The sequence below is a fragment of the Mesorhizobium sp. M0854 genome, assembly GCF_040319815.1.
In the GTDB taxonomy this organism is placed as follows: domain Bacteria; phylum Pseudomonadota; class Alphaproteobacteria; order Rhizobiales; family Rhizobiaceae; genus Mesorhizobium.
On sequence record NZ_JAMYOL010000006.1, the window covers coordinates 110,135 to 128,428 of the forward strand.

At 64.4% G+C, this 18,294-nt stretch carries 14 protein-coding genes; 12 read left to right on the forward strand and 2 right to left on the reverse strand.

Annotated features, from left to right (window positions below; translation table 11 throughout):
* Positions 1 to 26: 26 nt before the first annotated feature.
* A complete protein-coding gene (locus NKH99_RS12680; RefSeq protein ID WP_352472207.1) occupies positions 27 to 1,115 on the reverse strand; it encodes an ABC transporter ATP-binding protein in 1,089 nt (362 codons plus the stop codon).
* Between the two features lie 258 nt (positions 1,116 to 1,373).
* Here NKH99_RS12680 and NKH99_RS12685 point away from each other — a divergent pair, with 258 nt between their 5' ends.
* From NKH99_RS12685 to NKH99_RS12705, 5 genes are all read left to right on the forward strand, one after another.
* Positions 1,374 to 2,087, forward strand: coding sequence for a GntR family transcriptional regulator (locus NKH99_RS12685; RefSeq protein WP_353014297.1), 714 nt, complete (start codon positions 1,374 to 1,376; stop codon positions 2,085 to 2,087).
* Positions 2,088 to 2,426: 339 nt separating this feature from the next.
* Complete coding sequence (locus tag NKH99_RS12690; RefSeq protein ID WP_353014299.1) at positions 2,427 to 4,514, forward strand: di-heme oxidoredictase family protein; 2,088 nt, start codon at positions 2,427 to 2,429, stop codon at positions 4,512 to 4,514.
* On the forward strand, positions 4,511 to 5,941 hold the full coding sequence (locus NKH99_RS12695; RefSeq protein ID WP_352819046.1) for a putative sulfate exporter family transporter: 1,431 nt from the start codon (positions 4,511 to 4,513) through the stop codon (positions 5,939 to 5,941). Before NKH99_RS12690 ends, NKH99_RS12695 begins: the two co-directional genes overlap by 4 nt.
* 36 nt (positions 5,942 to 5,977) lie before the next feature.
* Positions 5,978 to 6,700, forward strand: a complete 723-nt coding sequence (locus tag NKH99_RS12700) for a phosphoadenylyl-sulfate reductase (protein ID WP_353014301.1) — start codon at positions 5,978 to 5,980, stop codon at positions 6,698 to 6,700.
* A 437-nt stretch (positions 6,701 to 7,137) separates the two neighbouring features.
* Entirely contained in the window at positions 7,138 to 10,386 is a 3,249-nt protein-coding gene (locus NKH99_RS12705; protein ID WP_353014303.1) for an AfsR/SARP family transcriptional regulator, read from the forward strand.
* Between the two features lie 52 nt (positions 10,387 to 10,438).
* Here the strand turns inward: NKH99_RS12705 and NKH99_RS12710 are convergent, their stop codons facing one another.
* A complete protein-coding gene (locus NKH99_RS12710; protein WP_353014305.1) occupies positions 10,439 to 11,536 on the reverse strand; it encodes a lactonase family protein in 1,098 nt (365 codons plus the stop codon).
* Positions 11,537 to 11,726: 190 nt separating this feature from the next.
* Between NKH99_RS12710 and NKH99_RS12715 the strand changes: the two genes are divergently transcribed.
* From NKH99_RS12715 to NKH99_RS12745, 7 genes are read left to right on the forward strand one after another with little or no spacing between them, the layout of a single operon-like run.
* Positions 11,727 to 12,278 carry a MaoC family dehydratase gene (locus NKH99_RS12715; RefSeq protein ID WP_352455282.1) on the forward strand — a complete coding sequence of 184 codons (552 nt, stop codon included), beginning with the start codon at positions 11,727 to 11,729 and terminating at the stop codon, positions 12,276 to 12,278.
* 3 nt (positions 12,279 to 12,281) lie between these two features.
* Positions 12,282 to 13,442: a CaiB/BaiF CoA transferase family protein gene (locus NKH99_RS12720; RefSeq protein ID WP_352612178.1), complete on the forward strand. Its 1,161-nt coding sequence runs from the start codon at positions 12,282 to 12,284 to the stop codon at positions 13,440 to 13,442.
* Between the two features lie 20 nt (positions 13,443 to 13,462).
* On the forward strand, positions 13,463 to 14,605 hold the full coding sequence (locus tag NKH99_RS12725; protein WP_353014382.1) for an extracellular solute-binding protein: 1,143 nt from the start codon (positions 13,463 to 13,465) through the stop codon (positions 14,603 to 14,605).
* Positions 14,606 to 14,625: 20 nt separating this feature from the next.
* On the forward strand, positions 14,626 to 15,813 hold the full coding sequence (locus tag NKH99_RS12730; RefSeq protein WP_353014307.1) for an ABC transporter substrate-binding protein: 1,188 nt from the start codon (positions 14,626 to 14,628) through the stop codon (positions 15,811 to 15,813).
* A gap of 57 nt (positions 15,814 to 15,870) precedes the next feature.
* Complete coding sequence (locus NKH99_RS12735; protein WP_352874745.1) at positions 15,871 to 16,608, forward strand: ATP-binding cassette domain-containing protein; 738 nt, start codon at positions 15,871 to 15,873, stop codon at positions 16,606 to 16,608.
* Positions 16,601 to 17,344, forward strand: a complete 744-nt coding sequence (locus NKH99_RS12740) for an ATP-binding cassette domain-containing protein (RefSeq protein ID WP_353014309.1) — start codon at positions 16,601 to 16,603, stop codon at positions 17,342 to 17,344. Before NKH99_RS12735 ends, NKH99_RS12740 begins: the two co-directional genes overlap by 8 nt.
* Entirely contained in the window at positions 17,341 to 18,291 is a 951-nt protein-coding gene (locus tag NKH99_RS12745) for an ABC transporter permease (RefSeq protein WP_353014311.1), read from the forward strand. Before NKH99_RS12740 ends, NKH99_RS12745 begins: the two co-directional genes overlap by 4 nt.
* Positions 18,292 to 18,294 lie beyond the last annotated feature (3 nt).

Consider the following 18,294-nt stretch of genomic DNA (forward strand, 5'->3'; position numbering starts at 1 on the left):
CCTGTTTTGGTTGGTTATGCTGGATTTCAGGAATCGAGACGGCCAAGGACGATCGCGTCCTCGGCGTCCCAGGCGATCGGCACTGCGTCGCCGACGGCAACCGGCCTGGCGAAGAAGCTGGTGTCGTCGACGATCACCGTGAAATCCTCGATGCCGGCGCCATTGACCGAGAGCTTCACGGTCGAACCGCGGTACTCGACGTTTGCAATAATGCCGGTGAAGCCGAGCCCGGCTGCCGGCGGCTCGCCGATGCGCACGTGGTCGGTGCGAATGGCGATGTCGATGGGTTCCCCGGTCTCCCTGCCCTGCCCGCTGGCGGCGAGCGTGACGCCGCCGGGCACATCGAAAACGACCATGCCGTCGCGACTGCCGGCGACGCGCCCGGAGATGACATTGTGGTCGCCCATGAAACGAGCGACGAATGCCGTGGCCGGCCGCTCGAACACCGTGCGAGGGTGCGCCGCCTGCTCGATACGGCCGTCGTTCATCACCACGATCAGGTCGGCCAGCGCCATCGCCTCTTCCTGGCTGTGGGTGACGTGGACGAAAGTGATGCCGAGCGACGTCTGCAGCTTCTTCAGTTCGGCTCGCATGCGGATCTTCAGGAAAGGATCGAGCGCCGAAAGCGGTTCGTCGAGCAATAGCGCCTCGGGATCGGTGATCAAGGCGCGCGCAAGGGCAACGCGCTGCTGCTGCCCGCCGGAAAGCTGCGCCGGGCGGCGGCTGGCATAGGCCTCCATCTGCATCAGCTTCAGCATGTCGAGCGCTTTGGCGCGGCGCTCCTCCTTGCCGACGCCTTTCATCTTCAGGCTGAAGGCGACATTGTCGATCAGGTCGAGATGCGGAAACAGTGCGTAGGACTGGAACATCATGGCAGTGCCGCGCCTGGCCGGCGGCAGGTCGGTGACCACTGTGTTGCCGAGACGCACGTCGCCACTCGATATGCTCTCGTGCCCGGCGATCATGCGCAGCGTCGAGGTCTTGCCACAGCCGGACGGACCGAGCAGGCAGCAATAGGTTCCCGCAGGGATTTTCAGGCTGATGCCTTCGACGGCAGTCGTCGCGCCATAGACTTTCGAAACGGACACAATGTCGATTTCGGCGGCTTTGGACATCCAGCTTCCCCTTTGGTCGGATTAGCCAAAGCATCATGCGTGCCAGTTGCGCGCCGCCGCACCAACTGACTGAATCCTCGAAGAAATCAGGGCCGCCTCTATGTAGCTGCCGATACGTCGGCCTTGTGCAGTGCACAAATTATAGGCGATTGCCGCCGATCTTCGCAAAGATCGTATGCAATCTTTTTCATCTCTGTATTCACTTTGTCTCTCGTCCAAGCGATGCGATTCGGGGTAGAAGAACGCAGGACCACTGCCATGAACATTGCCGACCAGACCTTCCCTGCTATCGAGGCCGCCAACGAGGATCGCGCGCAGGCGATCCGCGACCAGTTGCGCGACGCGATCGTCGATCGCCGGCTGGCGCCGGGAACAAAGCTTTCCGAAGGCGAAGTCGGCACGCTGTTCGATGTCAGCCGCACCGTGGCGCGTGCCGCACTGCAGATGCTTTCCTTCGAGGGATTGGTGCGCACCGAGCGCAATCGCGGCGCCTTCGTCGCCAATCCGTCGCCGGAGGAAGCGCGGCAGGTTTTTGCTTCGCGCCGGCTCATCGAACCAGGCATCGCGATCGCCGCCGCCGGACGGATGACGCCGGCGCATGTCGCCGCGTTCAAGGCCCAGCTCGACGAAGAAGGCCGTTTCATCGCCGAACGCGGACCGAACGCAAGGCGATCGGAGATCAGGGCGTCGGGGGATTTTCACCTGCTTCTGGCGTCGGTCGCGGGAAACGTCATCCTGCAGCGCTTCATGGAGGAATTGGTCGCTCGTTCATCGCTGGTGATCGCACTCTATGGCCGCTCGGGCATCTCGAGCTGCGGCCACAACGAACACACGCAGATCCTCGAGGCGCTGGAAAATGGCAATGCCGAACGCGCCAGCGCGCTGATGCTGCACCACATCGACCATATCGAGGCCGACCTCGATTTGCGCGTCAGGAGCGGCCCGGCACTCAGGCAGGCGCTCGAGTTCTGAAAATTTGCCGTTCGCGGCAACCTCGCCATGCCCATAATCACCTTTGCCCGACAAGCGCTTGCCTTGCGAAGCGCGCGCGGCCGCACGCCTTCCCCCAAAGCGCAAGATACGGCCGGCGGTTGAGGTGCCGTACACGATACGTAAGTGCACCCGCTCAATGATTGCGTCGAGATAAGCGTCACATGCTCGGGGCCGCATGTAGACGCATCGAGGTATCGAGCCGGGGATGTCGCAATGCGCAAGGGCCTTGCCGCGGTGCTTATGGATTTCGTCAAAACTCGTCGGTCGCGAGGAAGCTGCGCCTCGCTGGACCTTTCGTTTGGCCGGATTATCTCCGGAATGACAGCGGTGTCTTTCATCTTGCTGCCGACGGTGGGCTTCACCAGCGATCACATCTCCGCCTGGCGCCTGGGCGCCCGTATCGTCGCCGTCGGGCTGCCGGGCGTGGCCGGCGTGCGCGAGGTGGGGCGTTTTCATAATGGCGGACCGATACCGGGAAATCCGGAATTCCTGCTGACCACGCGCGAAGGACGTGTGCTCGATCCGCTTAGGGTTCTGGTCGCGGTAGGCAGCAATTTCGGCGCGACACCAGGCGCTCTCGTATTCAAACCTGGCGCGATCCTGTCAATCGATCCGCGCGGCGACAAATCGGGCACGATCCTGGTTCCGCAGGATCTCACCGACCAAGATCTAGCCGACTATGGCGGAGCGAGCCCAGTCCAGCTCTACACGGCGCAGAGCGAGCCATTCCTCAACCGGCGCTACAATGGCCAGGCTCGAACGGCGCGGCTGGCGGCGGCATCCGGACCGCGCTACATCTCGATCAACAACGCCTTTGGAAGGCCCTGGATCGCCAACGCGCCGAACGGATTGGCCGGCGAAGGCAGCGTCACCGTCGTCGACCCCGACGGAGCCCCGCTCGACAATGCGCCAAGCCGCGAGGCCGGCGGCGTGTTCGCCGGCCGGTCTACCGATCGCGAACAAGCGCAGATCGCTCAACCCACTGGATGGCTGGCGAGCGGCTGGCTGGCCAACGGATGGCTGGCGAAGCGGCTGAACTACCGGGCAAGCGGCCAACTGACGCCCGGCGGGCTGCAGACCGGTGCGCTCGGAACGGCGTTTCTCGGCCCGTCACCGGACGGCAGCGGATTTGCCGTGTTCGGCGCGGTCACTGCGGACGGCAGCGTGGTCCAGATCCATGTCCAGGACGGTGTCGACGGCCTAGCCGGCCCTGGCACGGTGAGCATGGGCCGCAACAGCGGCGACGATCCCGGCGTCATCGGCATTGCCTTCAAGTGGAACCCGGACCGTGTTCTCTACATCGCCGACCCCGGCCGCGACCGGCTGGTGCTGCTGAAACTGCAAGACGACCGGCGGCATTTCACGGTCGCCGGGGCTGGCATGGTCTCGCTGCCGGAATTCGATCGTCCAGTCGACATTGCCGCCGCTGTCCCCGAGATCGCCAATCCGCACTTTTCGAGCGATACGACGCTTGCCGGGGGGTCGGACCTGTTCGTCGCCAATCGCGGCGACGGCTCGCTGCTGCGCATAAGCCAGGACGGCCGGCTTCTCGCCCGAGCGACGATCGACATCCCTGGCCTTGGGCCTCTCGGCGGCGATCGCCTGCGAGCCATCGCAATGTCGGCGGACGCGCAGCGGATCTGGATAACGATAGGCGGCGAGCTTCCCGGATTTCCCGGCCGCGACGGAGCGCTGCTCGAGGTCCCTGCTTTTGACGAGCACGGCGTGTCGGCGACGGCCCAGCAGACGCAAAATGCTGCCGCCAACCCCGATCTCGCCGCTCGCGGAAGGGAGCTGTTTCAGACCGATTTCACGCCGCGGACCGGTCTTGGACCATTGTTCAATGCGACGTCCTGCCTGTCCTGTCATCCCGGCCCCGGCGGTGCGAGCGCGGATGAGAACCGTTTCGCGCGCAGGATAGCCCATATGGATCCGGGATCCGGGCGCACGGTCCCGATCGATCATCCCAACAGCCCGGTCGCCCGGCGCTACATGCTGCGCGATGGTGCCGGCATCGCGGCTGAACCGGCTGCACTGCCGCAGCAGGCCAATGTCATCTCGCTGCGCATGCCGCCCAGCCTCTACGGCGTCGCTGGCATAGACGACATACCCGACAGCGTCATCGAGGCGCAGGCAGTCAGCAAAGGCGACGGGATCAAGGGCCGCCCGCACTATGTCCTCGATGCCAACGGCGCGACGCGCGTCGGCCGCTATGGCTGGAAGGCCGACATTGCGATCCTCGAAGAGACGGTCGCCGACGCTTTCACCAGGGAGCTCGGCATCACCAGCGTCGTCTCCGGCCACAGCGGGACGGACACGCAACCCGTCGAACAAGGGTCCGGAGAGATCGAGGCGGTGGCTGCCTATCTGCGAACGCTCACCCCGGCCGAGGAGGCCAGGCGATGAGCATCGCCCTGACGTTTTCGCATGCGCCGGAACAAGCGCACTCGATCTTGCCCGGTATAGCCGTGGCGGCCGCGCTCGCCCTTGCGGGCGGCTGGATTGCCGGCGGATTGGGCGAGCCGCTGTCGCGCAATCCGGTCCTCGTCGCCATGCTCTTCGGGCTGCTGATCGGCAACAGCTTTGCCTGCCCCGACGTCCTGCGCCCGGGGCTCGACTTCACCAAGCGCTACCTGTTGCGCCTGGCGGTCGTCCTTGTCGGCTTCCGCATCACGACGCGACTGTTCCTCGATCTCGGGCTGATGCCGCTCGCGGTGGCGGCCATCGAACTGATCCTGGTCGCGGCTTTGCTCTACGCCATCGCACGTAGGCTGTTCAGGCTGGAGGCCGAGATCGCGTTGCTGGTCGCGGTCGGAAGCGCCGTCTGCGGCGCAGCCGCCATTCTCTCAGTGGCTGCGCTGATGCGCGCACGCGACCAGAGCGCGGGGGTTGCGATCGCCCTGATCACGCTCAGCGGCACCGCGGCGCTGCTCGTCTATCCCGTGATGTTCCTGGGCGGCTGGCTGCCGCATCTCGACGACCGGCTCTACGGCGTGTTCGTCGGCGCGAGCATCTTCGAACTGGCGCAGGTCTACGGCGCCTCCTTCGCAGTCTCGGACGGGGCGCTGAACACCGCTACCCTCGTCAAGCTCAGCAAGGTGCTGATGCTCATCCCGCTTCTGCTGGCCATCGGCACGTTCTTTCGCGGCCGCAAGAGCGCGCCCGGAGCAACGCCGATCCCGTTCCCGTGGTTCATCGTCGCCTTCATCGGCGTGGTGATGCTCAATTCGCAAATCACGCTCGATCCGCAACTGCGCCGCGGCATTCTCGACGTCGACCAGTTCCTGTTCCTGATGGTGATGGTCGCGCTCGGGGTCACCACACGCATCGGCCGTCTCGGCGAAGCCGGCGGTGCGTGGCGCCTGATCGGCCTCGGCTCCAGCGGAGTGCTTTTGTCGGCAACCCTGGCCTATGGCGCACTGATCCCGTTCTCGGCCGGCTTCCTGGCCTCGCCGTCGGTCTCGAGCGAAAGCGCAATGCTGGCCAGCGATGGCGGAAGGCTCTTCGCTTCGGTCGGCTGCGCCAAATGCCATGTGCCGGCGCTGGCGGGCACAAACGGCGAAGTCAGGCTCTACTCGGACCTTTTGCTGCACGACATGGGATCGGCGCTCGACGACAAGATCATCCAGGGTAACGCCATCGGCGCCGAATGGCGGACAACGCCGCTGGTCGGCATCCGCCTGCGCCAGCGCTTCCTACATGACGGCCGCGCGACCACACTGCGCGATGCAGTGTTCGCGCATGGCGGCACGGCGCAGATCGTCCGCGACCGCTTCTTCGGCCTGGACGAGGCCGACCGCCAGGCGATCCTCGATTTCGTGAGCAGACTATGAACCGGCCGCGTCACGCCAAAACCGGACCGAATCGCCATGCATGAAGGCATCATCGCGGAGCTGAACCATCTCGACGGACCCGAGCTGCTGGCGCCACTCGTCACCGACTTGTTCCGCGGAAAGGTAGCGCTCGTCTCCTCATTTGGCGCGGAATCTGCGGTGTTGCTGCACATGGCCGCATCGATCGACAGGTCGCTCCCCATCGTCACGCTCGATACCGGAAAGCTGTTTGCGGAAACGGTCGCCTATCGTACGCAATTGACGGCCTTGCTCGGCCTCACCGACGTGCGCATCGTCACGCCCCGGGCAAATGTCCTGCGGGTGCTCGACGGCTCTGGATCGCTGCACCGCAGCGATCCGGACCGGTGCTGCCACATCCGCAAGGTGCTGCCGCTCGAGAAGGCCCTGAGCGGTTTCAAGGCCTGGATTTCCGGCCGCAAGCGCTATCATGGCGGAGTTCGCACGGATGTTGCGACGCTGGAAGAAACTGACGGACGCCTGAAAATCGAGCCGCTCGCCCGCTTCACCCGGCAGCAGATCGAGGTCTATCTCGACCATCATCGCCTCCCCCGGCATCCGCTCATCGAAAACGGCTATTTCTCGATCGGTTGTGCGCCCTGCACCGTCGCGTGCGGCAGTGCGGACAATCCGCGCGCGGGCCGCTGGAGCGGATTGTCGAAAACAGAGTGCGGGATCCACCGGTCGCCCATCCCCTCGCACAATCCGGTCCCGTCCGCTTCCCGATTTCCGGTTGCGTAAGGCACCGAAGACCCGGGCGCCCAACAAGCCTTGAAAACTAGGCACGCTTGCGAAAACTGGGAGATCAATCGCCGGGAAACTAGGTGACCGTACCGATGTGCGCGGATGCCACTGCGCACAGGATGAGCTCGTGCGTTTGGAAAGGACTGCCAGGCAGCCCATGAGCTTGCCAATCGGAGGGAATAGCCATGATCAGGTCTTCTACCGGATTTGGAGCCGACGGTCGAAGACCGGGTGCGAGCTTCGCCCGCCGTCCATTGCCCAGTTTCAGGTTGCGCAACCATCGAGATCCGCCGTCCCGGGATCAGCCAGTGCCGCTTCATCTACGAAGCCCCCACGAATTGTCGCATGACTGCGCTAGGCTAACGTCAATCGGATCGGCGGGACGGTCATGGCAGCACGACCGTCGCTCGATGATTGGTCGAGCGGGAGCCCCCATGGCCGCCTTAGACGCCTTTGAAGCCGATGCGACGCAACCGCTCTCGGGCACAGGCCGGATCGCCAAGCTGGCGGCGCCGCGCAGCGCCAGGATATTGAGGCGGAACCGCGTTCTCGAAGCGATCGATCGGGTGTCGCGGTCGGGCGTATGCTGGGTGGCGGCACCGGCCGGCTACGGCAAGACGACCGCGGTCATCGATTATCTCGAAAGCGTCGAGGCGCCGCACATATGGTACCGTGTCGACGAGGGCGACCAGGATATAGCGCGGTTCTTTCAATATCTGGCGCAGTCGCTGGACTCAGTCTCGGCTGGAGACATGCCGGTCTTCGGCGTCGAGTATGCCGAGCAGCCGAAGGAGTTCGCCAGGCGCTTTTCCAGAGCCTATTTCGCTCGGCTAAAGCCTAGCACAATTCTGGTGCTCGATGATTTGCACGACGCCGATACCGCAGAATTTCGGGCGGTGCTTTCCGAGATGTTCCGTGAACTTCCTGACACCGTCCGCTGCATCTGTGTCTCACGCACGCTGCCCCAGGAGGAATTGGGCGACCTCATTCTCAAGGGCAAAATGGCTGTCATCGACCGCCACGTGCTCGAATTCTCGACCGCGGAAGCGCGCGATCTCGTCCACCTGCGTTCGAGGGACGCCGCTCGGGTCGATGTCGAGGCGGCGCGCGGTTGGGCGGTCGGGCTCGTCCTGCTCGCGGACCAAGGCACCAAAGCCGGACTGGACGGCACAACGGAGACGGTCCCCGGCGGGCAGAACGTGCTGCCCGACGTTCTCGGTCGTCATTTCTTCCTTTCCCTTCCCTCCGTCAACCAGGACATGCTGCTGAAACTCAATCTGCTGCCCGAAATCAGCGCCGGGTTGGCTGACGAGATGATCGGGTCGGGCGAAGCAGGAAAGCTGCTCGACAGGCTTTACAGGCGACAGCTTCTGGTCACGCGCTCGGAAAACAACCGCGATATCTTTCACCTTCATGACCTCTTGCGCGACTTCCTCGAGCGTCGTTTCGCACAACAAATTGCCAGGGAAGAGCAGCAATCGCTCCGGCGAAAGGCGGCGAAGGTCCTTGCGGGGGCGGGCCGTCATGACGAAGCCATACGCCTCGCCTTACAGGCCGACGACTGGGACCAAGCGAGCGACCTGCTGCTGAGCCGCGCAGAGGACTTGCTGGCGCAAGGGAGCCGCGCGACCTTCATCGAGTGGTGCGGCCGATTGCCGGAAACCATCATGAATGGCTGGCATTTCTATTGGCTGGGCGTGGCCCACATGCCCGACGACGCCGCGGCGGAGCGTTGGCTGTCCAAGGCGTGGCAAGCCTTTGGCGAGGCCGACGATCTGCGCGGCCTGTGCCTCACTGTGTCGCGGGCGGTGTTGGTCAAGACTGCCAGCTGGCGCACGTACGAAGGTCTGTCCATGTGGACGCGACGGGCGTTCGAGCTGATCGAACGCGGGCTTCCGGAACTACCTTCCGAGGAAGCGATGCTGGTACGCATTGGCATGATGCGGGCGCTGAACTTCGGCGACGACTGCTATCGCAGCAGCCCCGCCGGACAAGCACTCGAAACCGAACTCCTGGAGCGGTTGACCCGGAATCCCGAGCACGATCCGAGCGGATTGCGGCTGCTTGCCAGCGAAACGCTGATCGATCTTTCGGTATCGACCATGCGCGCCGATCTGTTCGCCAAGGCCGTCGACAGCGTCGTTGACGATTTGAGTGACAAGAGCGTGCTGCCTTGGATTCTCGGCATGTGGCTGGTCGCCTTTGGTGCGGAAAGTGGACGTTATTTTCCCTACAAGAGAAGGGATTTTCCCTATCCGTCGGCCGAAGCGGCGTTGCGGGCGGCGATCGCGATTGGCGAGCGCGAATCGCTGAGGGGCGTGGAGTTCGGGGGGCTCTATCATTTGCAAATGCAGATGAAGGTCCGCAACGATTTTGCCGAGTTCCACCAAGTGGTCGAGCGTTTGGCCGAGATCGCCGACAGCCGTTTCACCACGCAGGTCGCCGTCGTCGCCGATTGCCACGCCGCGCTCCATGCCAGGCAAGGCGATTTCACGGCCGCTTACCAGGATTGCGAGCGCTTCATGACTGCCATCGAGGCGGCCAACGAGCCGATGATCGAGCGCTGGCCGCACTACATCACGCAGTTCCAGGTGCTGCTGGCGGACAGGAAGCCGCGCGAAGCCGCCGTGCTTCTCAGCGATCTGCTGCCGCGGCTGGACGGCGGCGCCCACAAGCGAACCGAGATATGCATTCTGGCAGCGGCCGCATTGGAGAACCTGTGGAGCGACGATCCGCACTATGGCGACCGGCTGCAGGCCTTCCTGGAAGCGCTGCGCGACATCAGCTGGCCAATGGTGCTGCTCAATGTCCCGGAATTGCTCGCCGAACTGCTTGGCGATGCGCTTGAGCGCGGCATCGAGCCCGAGTTCTGCCGGTCGTTGATCCGCGAACGCCGGCTCGAGCCGCCGCCCCGGCGGCCCGCCGCCTGGCCCTGGCCGCTCAGGGTCCACGTCCTCGGAGGCTTTCGGCTCGAACTCGATGCAAACCCTCTCGCGCTCGGCGCGAAGCCGCCGACGAAGGCCCTCGACATCCTGCGAGTGCTGGCGATCTCAAAGGAAAATACCTGCTCGCTGGAGACCATTCAGGACTGGCTGTGGCCCAACCTCGACGGCGACCAGGCGCGGGCGGCGTGCGACCAGGCGCTTCATCGGCTGCGCAAGCTGTTGGGACGGACCGACCTCATCGTCCAGCGCGAAGGCAAGCTTCGCCTTGCATCGGATAAGGTCTGGGTCGACCTCGCCGACTGGGAAGCACGGCTCAAGACTGTCGCAAAGGTCAATGCGGAGGGATTGCGGCCAGACGCGGAGGCGCTCTTCCATGCATTCCCGGGTCCGTTGTTGTTGCACGAGCGAACCGCTTCCTGGTCGCTCCCGACTTGCGAGCGCGTGCGTCGCGAACTGATCGATCTTGGGCTGCGGCTCGGCCAGCGGCTGGAGGCGGCCGACCAAGCCGACAAAGCACGGGCGATATATTTAGGGGTATTGGACTTCTATCCAGATGCCGGACCGATCTGCAAAGCGCTGATAAAGGAGCAACTGTGCCGCAATGATTTCGAAGGCGCAGTTGACGAATATGGGCGCTACGAGCGCGCATTGCGTGCTGCCGGTGACGTAGCGGCCGCAGACATACGCGCGCTGGTGGCTCCCTATCTCGCGCGACGGGCGTCCCGACACTCGTATTGAAACGACACGTTCTTATGGCCATGGTACTGGCGGAATTTTCACCCGCCAGCGCTCAACGCACGATCCTCACGCACATCGGCGTGCCAATATCGATGGATCGGCCGGTGTCGGTCAGCCGGCCGGTTGCGGCATCACGGGCGAAAATCGAGATGCGGTCGGCATTCTGGTTGGCCGAGAACAGATGGCCGCCCGAGGGCGTCAGTGCCAGGTTGCGCGGCGTGGCGCCGCCGCAAGGCGTATAGCCGACAAGGGCAAGCCTGCCGGTTTGCTGGTCGATCGAAAACACCACAATGCTGTCATGGCCGCGGTTGGAGCCGTAGAGAAAGCGGCCGTCAGGCGAGATCTGGATGTCGGCGCAGTGATTGCCGTCGCGCGCCTCGGGCGGCACGGCCGGCTTGCTGTCGATCGCCGTAAGCTTGCCTGATGCTTCGTCCAGCGCCAGCGAGACAACCGTCGAATCCAGCTCGTTCATGACGAACACGAAGCGACCGCCCGGATGCAGTGCGAGATGGCGCGGACCCGCGCCTGGCGCAAGCGCCGACTCGGCGAGCTTCGTCAGGCTGCCGTCTGAGCCGATGCGATAGGACACCAGCCGGTCGATGCCGAGGTCAGCGACGATTGCCATGCCGCCGGCAACCGTCTCGGTTACGCTATGGGCATGCGGCCGCTCCTGGCGGGCAGGATCTGGCCCGGTCCCGCTATGGGCAACGCTCGACAACGGCGCTGTCAGGCCGCCATTCTCACCCAACCCATAAACCACGACCGAGCGATCGGGGCCGCCCTCGCCCATGCCGTAATTGGCGACCAGCAGCTTCGTTCGGTTGCGCGTGATGGTGTTGTGCGCCGTGATGCTGCCCAGCGTCGGCTGCTTGTTGATGTAGGACAGCGTGGCGGCCTGCCTGTCGAAACGGTAGGCCGAGACCACCCCTTCGCGCCAGGTGAACACTTCTGAGTTGGCATAGATCTGGGAGCCGTCCGGCGTCACCGACAGGAAGGTGGGATTGTCGATGTCTCCCGTCTCGGCCAGTTTCTTCGTCTGCAGCGTCCCTTCGTCGAAACTGTAGACACCCAGCCCGATGCCGCGCGCGCCCTGAAAATACGGGGCGTCGCGATTGAGGCTGCCGACGAAAACCAGACAGGCATTCTGCATCACTTCCTCCCTTGTTCCGCCGGCATTGGCCCCGACGGAGCAGGCAAAATTTCGCCTGTTCACGCTTGCAACACAACCCCATATGTGAAAATACTATTCACAAAAGAAGATTGACGGGAGGATCGATCATGCATTTCGCTGGTCTGCGGCGCGCCCTGATGGACGATTCCCGCTCCCAGAGGAAGTCGTCATGAGTGGTTTCGCGCCAACCGTGGGCGTGGCATCGACACACCCCGCCAACATGCCTAGGGATCACGCTGACCTTCCCGTCTGGAACGCGGAGAACTGGTTCTACGAAGACTGGCCGGTCGGCCAGAAGATCCGCTCGCTGCGCCGGACCATTGCCGAGGGCGACAGCCATCTCTTCAACACACTGGTGCTCGACATCCATCCATACGTGCAGGACCAGATGTTCGCCGAGACGCAAGGCATTTTCGGCAAGCGGCTGGTGGCAGGGGCCTTCGTGTTCTCGGCCGGGCTCGGTCTCGTCGCCACCAATTGCATCAACGCCTTTTCGTATGGCTACGACAAATTGCGCTTCATCAAGCCGGTGTTCATAGGCGACACGATCTATTCAATCCGCTCCAACCTCGACAAGAAGCCAAAATACAAGGAAATGGGGCTGATCCGCGCCAGCTATGAAGTCTTCAAGGGTGAAGGCGAGCTCGTGCTTTATTGCGAGCACCTGCAGACGGTGAAGTACCGCAATCCGGCCGATTTCGCCGGTAAGACGGAGAAATAGGCAATGGCTGCCATTGCCGAACTGCCGCTGACCGGGCTCATCGTTGTCGATATGAGCCAGTTCTTGTCCGGGCCTTACTGCTCGCTGCGACTGCTCGACCTCGGCGCTCGGGTCATCAAGATCGAACGGCCTGACGGCGGCGACCTGTCGCGCCGGCTCTATCTCAGCGACACCGAGATCGGCGGCGATTCCACCATTTTCCATGCGATCAACCGCGCCAAGGAAAGCCTTGCCATCGACTTGAAGGACGAGGCCGACCTTGCGGCGCTGCGCGGCCTGCTGGCCAGGGCCGACGTGCTGATCCAGAATTTCAGGCCCGGCGTCATCGAACGCCTGGGCTTCGATTACGAGGCGGTGCGCAAGATCAATCCGCGCCTGGTCTATGCCTCGATCAGCGGCTATGGCGAGGAAGGCCCGTGGGTCAAGCGGCCGGGGCAGGATCTGCTGGCGCAGGCCCGCTCCGGCGTGATGTGGCTGAACGGCGACGAGGACCAGGGGCCGGTGCCCTTCGGCCTGGCGATCGCCGACATGCTGGCGGGTTCCGCCGCCGCGCAAGGCATCCTCGCCGCACTGGTGCGGCGCGGCGTGACCGGCAAGGGCAGCCATGTCGAGACCAGCCTGCTCGAAGCGCTGGTCGACTTCCAGTTCGAGGTGCTGACCACGCATCTCAATGACGGGCGCCGGCTGCCGCGGCGGTCGAGCTTCCGCAGCGCGCACGCCTATCTCTCGGCGCCCTACGGCGTCTATCCGGCCAAGGACGGCTATCTGGCGATCGCCATGACGCCGATCTCGAAACTCGCCGATCTCCTCGGGCTCGAGGAGCTTGCGCCCTATCGCGACCAGCCGTCGACCTGGTTCACCGCCCGCGACGAGATCAAGGCGATCATCGCGCAAAAGATCGCAACGAAGACGGTCGACGAATGGCTTGCCATTCTCGAGCCTGCCGACATCTGGTGCGCCAAGGTTTTGACCTGGCCGGAGATGATGGCCAGCGAAGGCTTCCAGGTCCTCGACATGCTGCAGACGGTGACGCGCGAGGATGACGTTTCGATCCTCACCACGCGCTCGCCGCTCAGGGTAGACGGCATCCGCGCGAAGGTCGAGCGGGCCGCGCCACGCATCGGCGAGCACAGCGCAAAAATCCGCGCGGAGTTCGGGCTGTGAGCGACGTCACGCTCAAAGGCATGACCTGGAGCCATCCGCGCGGCTATGACCCGATGGTCGCCTGTTCGAGACTGTGGGAGCAACAAACAGGCATCGCCGTTGAATGGGACAAGCGCTCCCTGCAGGATTTCGAATCCTTCCCGGTCGAGGAACTGGCCCGTGCCTACGACCTGATCGTCGTCGACCATCCGCATGTCGGCCAGATCACCGCCGAGAATTGCCTGGCGCCGCTCGATGTCGCCGGCCGGGAAGCCGAACGCGCGGCACTTGCGGCGGGCAGTGTCGGCCGGTCCTTTCCGAGCTACAACTGGCAAGGCCGGCAGTGGGCGTTTCCGATCGACGCGGCCAGCCAGGTGCAGGCATGGCGGCCCGACATGCTTTCGGCTGCGCCGGCGAGCTGGGCCGATGCCCTCGATCTGGCGCGGCAAGGCCACGTGCTGTTGCCGCTGAGGCCGCCGCATTCGCTGATGGTGTTTTACACGCTTGCCGGCAATCTCGGCCGGCCCGCCGGTGAAGGCCCTGGCGACCACGTGGATCCGGCAGCGGGCAAGCAGGTCTTCGAGATGATGCGCGAGATCGCAGCCCTCGTCGACCCGGCCTGTCTTGGCATGGATCCGATCGCGGTTCTGGAGCAAATGGCCGGATCCGGCTCGCGGATCGCCTGCGCGCCGCTGATCTATGGCTATGTCTCCTATGCCATCGCCGGGTTTCGACCCACCCGCCTGGCTTTCGCGGATATCCCGGCCGCTGGCAATGCCGGCCCCAAAGGCTCGGCGCTCGGCGGGACCGGCATCGCCGTGTCGGCCTTCTCGAAGGCCGGACAGGCAGCAATCGACTTCGCCTACTGGATCGCCAGCGGTGACGTGCAGCGCGGCCCCTACGCCTCGGCCGGCGGCCAGCCCGGCCATGCGGCAGCCTGGGCGGATGCCGCCGTCAACGCCGCCGCCGGCAATTTCTACAAGGACACGCGGGCTACGCTCGAAGGTGCCTCGGTGAGGCCGCGGCACGACGGCTACATGGCGTTCCAGCAGGCGGCGTCCGATCGCATCAATCTCGGCCTGAGCGAAAGGCACAATGCCGCTCGCGTCGTTGCCGATCTCAATCGCCTGTTTCGGGAGAGCCTTTCGACGCAGGTGTCCGGCGTTGCCGGCGGAGGAGCCTGAACAACCGAACGGAGGAGAACATGAACAGCCTGATCCGCGGCCTTATGGCCGCAACCGCACTTGCATCGGTCACGACCATAGCCTGCGCTGAAGACGTTTCGGGCGTGATTGCTGGATTGCCGACCGAACTGAAGGCACAATATGACGGCGCGCCGCAAAAGGTGCTGCCGTCGGCCTGGGATAATTTCACGCCGCCGTCAAAGCCTTGGAAATGGTGCCACTCCGAGTCCTACCAGGGCAATCCGTGGCGCGTCACCGTGACCAAGGAGTTGAAGCGGCTGGTCGACGGGCTGATCGCCGACGGCACCGTGGCGAGCTTCGAGGTGTCGGATTCCAACAACGACGCCAGTCAGCAGATCAACCAGATCCGCGCCTTCATCGACAAGAAATGCTCGATCATCACCTCGATCCCCGGCTCGGCGACGGCGCTGGACGATGCCATCGATGCCGCAGCCAAAGCCGGCATCCCCTTCATCACGGCAGCTGGGTCGGTGACCAGCCCGAATGCGATCAACGTCGATTCCAACTATGCGCGCTGGGGCTACGACATGATGACCGCGATCGGCAAAGCAATGCCGGACGGCGGCAGTGTGCTTCTGGTCGAAGGCATTGCCGGTCACCCGATCGTCGTGCAGGAGCGCCAGGGCGCCGACAAGGCGCTGGCCGAAAATTCAAAGCTCAAGGTCTCGCGCAGCGTCAACGGCAACTGGACGGCCAACGTCACCAAGACGGCGGTGCTGCAGGCGATCGCCACCAATCCGGCGCCGATCGATGCGGTGTGGACGACGGGCAGCGAAAGCCGCGTCGTCGCCGAGGCCTTTGCCGAGGCCGGCCGCCCTGCCCCGCTGATCACCGGCTCGATCACCGGCGATGCGCTCGGCTACTGGAAGGCCAATCCCGACAAATACCGCTTCGAAGGCCATGCGGTTCTGCCGCACTGGACGGCCGAGACGCTGTTTCGTGTCGGCGTGCGCATGCTCGACGGACAGAAGGCGAAGCTCAACACGCTGCTGATCCCGATTCCGCCGGTGCACAATGCCGACCTCGGCGCCTGGTACAAGGACTGCATGACGCCGGACGCCGTCTCGATCTTCCCGGTCCCGCCGAAGGATCCGATGCCGGAGGAGTGGCTCGATGCCTACTTCGCCAATCCGGCACCGACCAAGGGCTGGGATTATTCGAAGGTGCCGGACGCCTGCGCCAAGTAGCATTTATGAGGGCCGGCTCCGCACCAGCGGTGCCGGCTTTCTCGATCAGGATTGCTCATGCTGGAAGTCCAGGCCATCTCGAAACGCTACGGCGAAACGATTGCGCTGGCCAATGCCTCCATCGCATTCCGCGCCGGCACGATCCACACCATCCTGGGCGAGAACGGTTCGGGCAAGAGCACCCTGGTCAAGCTGCTGTCGGGGATCGTCCAGCCGGACAGCGGCGCGATCCTGCTCGACGGAGCGCCCTTTACCGGCCTCTCGCCGGCAGCGTTCCAGACCGCCGGATTGGCCACCGTGTTCCAGGAAGTGCTGATCGCGCCTGACCGTTCGGTGACGGACAATATCCTGCTCGGCCTCGACGGCCTGCTGACGCGCACCGTGCCGCGCGCCGAGCGGCGGCAACGCGCGCAAGCGGTGCTGAAGCGCTTCGCGGTGACCGAGATCCCGCTCGACCAGTTGGCCGGGCAATTGCCGCTTGCGGTTCAGCAATTGGTAGTGCTCGCCCGCGCCGTGGTGCGCAGCCCGCGCATTCTCATCCTTGACGAGGTTACGGCGGCGCTCGACTTTGCCGATCGCGAGGCGGTCTTTGCCATGATGCGCAAGCTTGCCTCCGAAGGCTGCCTGATCCTGTTCATCACCCATCGCATGGACGAGGTTATGTCGCTTTCGGACCGGATTTCCGTGCTGCGCGGCGGCAGCGTGGTGACGACTGAGGAACGCGGCACGTCCACCGCATCCGAACTTCTCAGAGCGATGGCGCCACGCACGGCGGCGGAGCTGGCGCATGGCTGATGGCGCCAGCCTTTCGGTGCGCGGCCTGGTGATCGCGCCGGGCGCAAGCCCCATGACGCAAACCATTGCGCCGGGCGAGATCGTCGGCCTTGCCGGCCTCGACGGCCACGGACAGGAGCGGTTCCTGAAAGTGCTGGCCGGCCTGGAACGCCCGGCCGGCGGCGAGGTGACCGTCGAGGCGCCAACCGGAGCACGCGCGATCACCAATTTCCGCAAGGCGGTCGCCGGCGGCATCGCCTATTTGCCGCGCGACCGGCGCACCACCGGCATTTTTCCGACCCAATCGGTGCTCGACAATTTTGCCGTCTCGACGCTGTCGCGCGATATGCGTTTCGGTCTGCTCAGCTTCGCCGCGCGGCGGCAGCGCTATGAACGCTATCGGGACAGACTGTCGATCATCGCGCCACGGCCGGACGCCCCGATCACCACGCTTTCCGGCGGCAATCAGCAGAAGGTGCTGCTGGCCCGCGCATTGGCGCTGGAACCGGCGATCCTGCTCCTCAATGATCCGACGCGCGGTGTCGACGTGGCGACGCGCCATGTCCTCTACGATGTGTTTCGTCGACTGGCGGCGGACGGCATGGCTCTGGTCATCCTGTCGAGCGAGATCGAGGAGATCCTCCTGCTTTGCCATCGCGTGCTGGTGTTCCGCGAACAGCAGGTGGCGGCTGAAATCACCGGAGACGAGATGAAAAGCGATACGGTGATCGCCGCCATGTTCGGGCGCGCGGCATGAGCGGCTTGCGGCGCATGGCGGCGCGATGGCGCGGCGTGGGCTTTGCGGCAGTGCTGTTGGTGATCCTGATCGCGGTCAATCTGCTGCTCAATCCGGCGCGCTTCCATCCTGCCGCCTGGGGCGCGCTGATCGGGCTCGCCGCGCCGCTGATCGGCGCAGCGGTCGCCTCGGCTCCGGTGATCCTCGCCGGGCGCGGCGGCATCGACATTTCCGTCGGGCCATTGATGGGCTTCGTCAATGCGATGGTGATCCAGGTGCTGTTTCTCAGGCTTGGCATATCTTCGCCGCTGGTCATCGTGCCGGCGGCGCTTCTGATCGGCGCGATCGTCGGCGCTGCCAACGGCTTCTTGGCGACCATCGTCCGCATCCAGCCGATCGTTGCGACGCTCGGCACCTATCTGATCCTCACCGGCATGACGCTGACCGTCCTGCCGGCGCCGATCGGGCCGGCGCCGGGCTGGCTGAAGGCAATCGCCGGACCCTGGTCGGCACTGCCGCTGGCGCTGATCTTGCTGTTCTGGTGGCTGGTGCGACAGACGCCTTATTACGACCAGCTGATGGCGGTGGGCAGCGACGACCGCGCCGCCTACACGGCCGGCATTCCGGTGACGAAAGTACGTTTCATAGCCTATGTCATGACCGGCATACTTGCCGCCTGTGCCGGCCTGATGCTGACCGCCCTGATCGGTTCGGCCGACCCTAATATCGGGCCAACCTTCACGCTGATCGCGATTGCCGCGGTGGCGCTCGGCGGCGTCAGCCTTGCCGGCGGACGCGGCGGGCTCGCCGGGGCCGCGATCGGCGCCATCGACATCTTCCTGCTGCAGAGCGTGCTGACCGCCTTCAACGTCTCCACCTATGTGCTGCAGATCGCCTATGGCGCGATCCTGGTTTTGGCCGTCATCATGACGGCGTTGCAGGAGCGGCTCTCGGGAGGGAAAGGCTGAGAA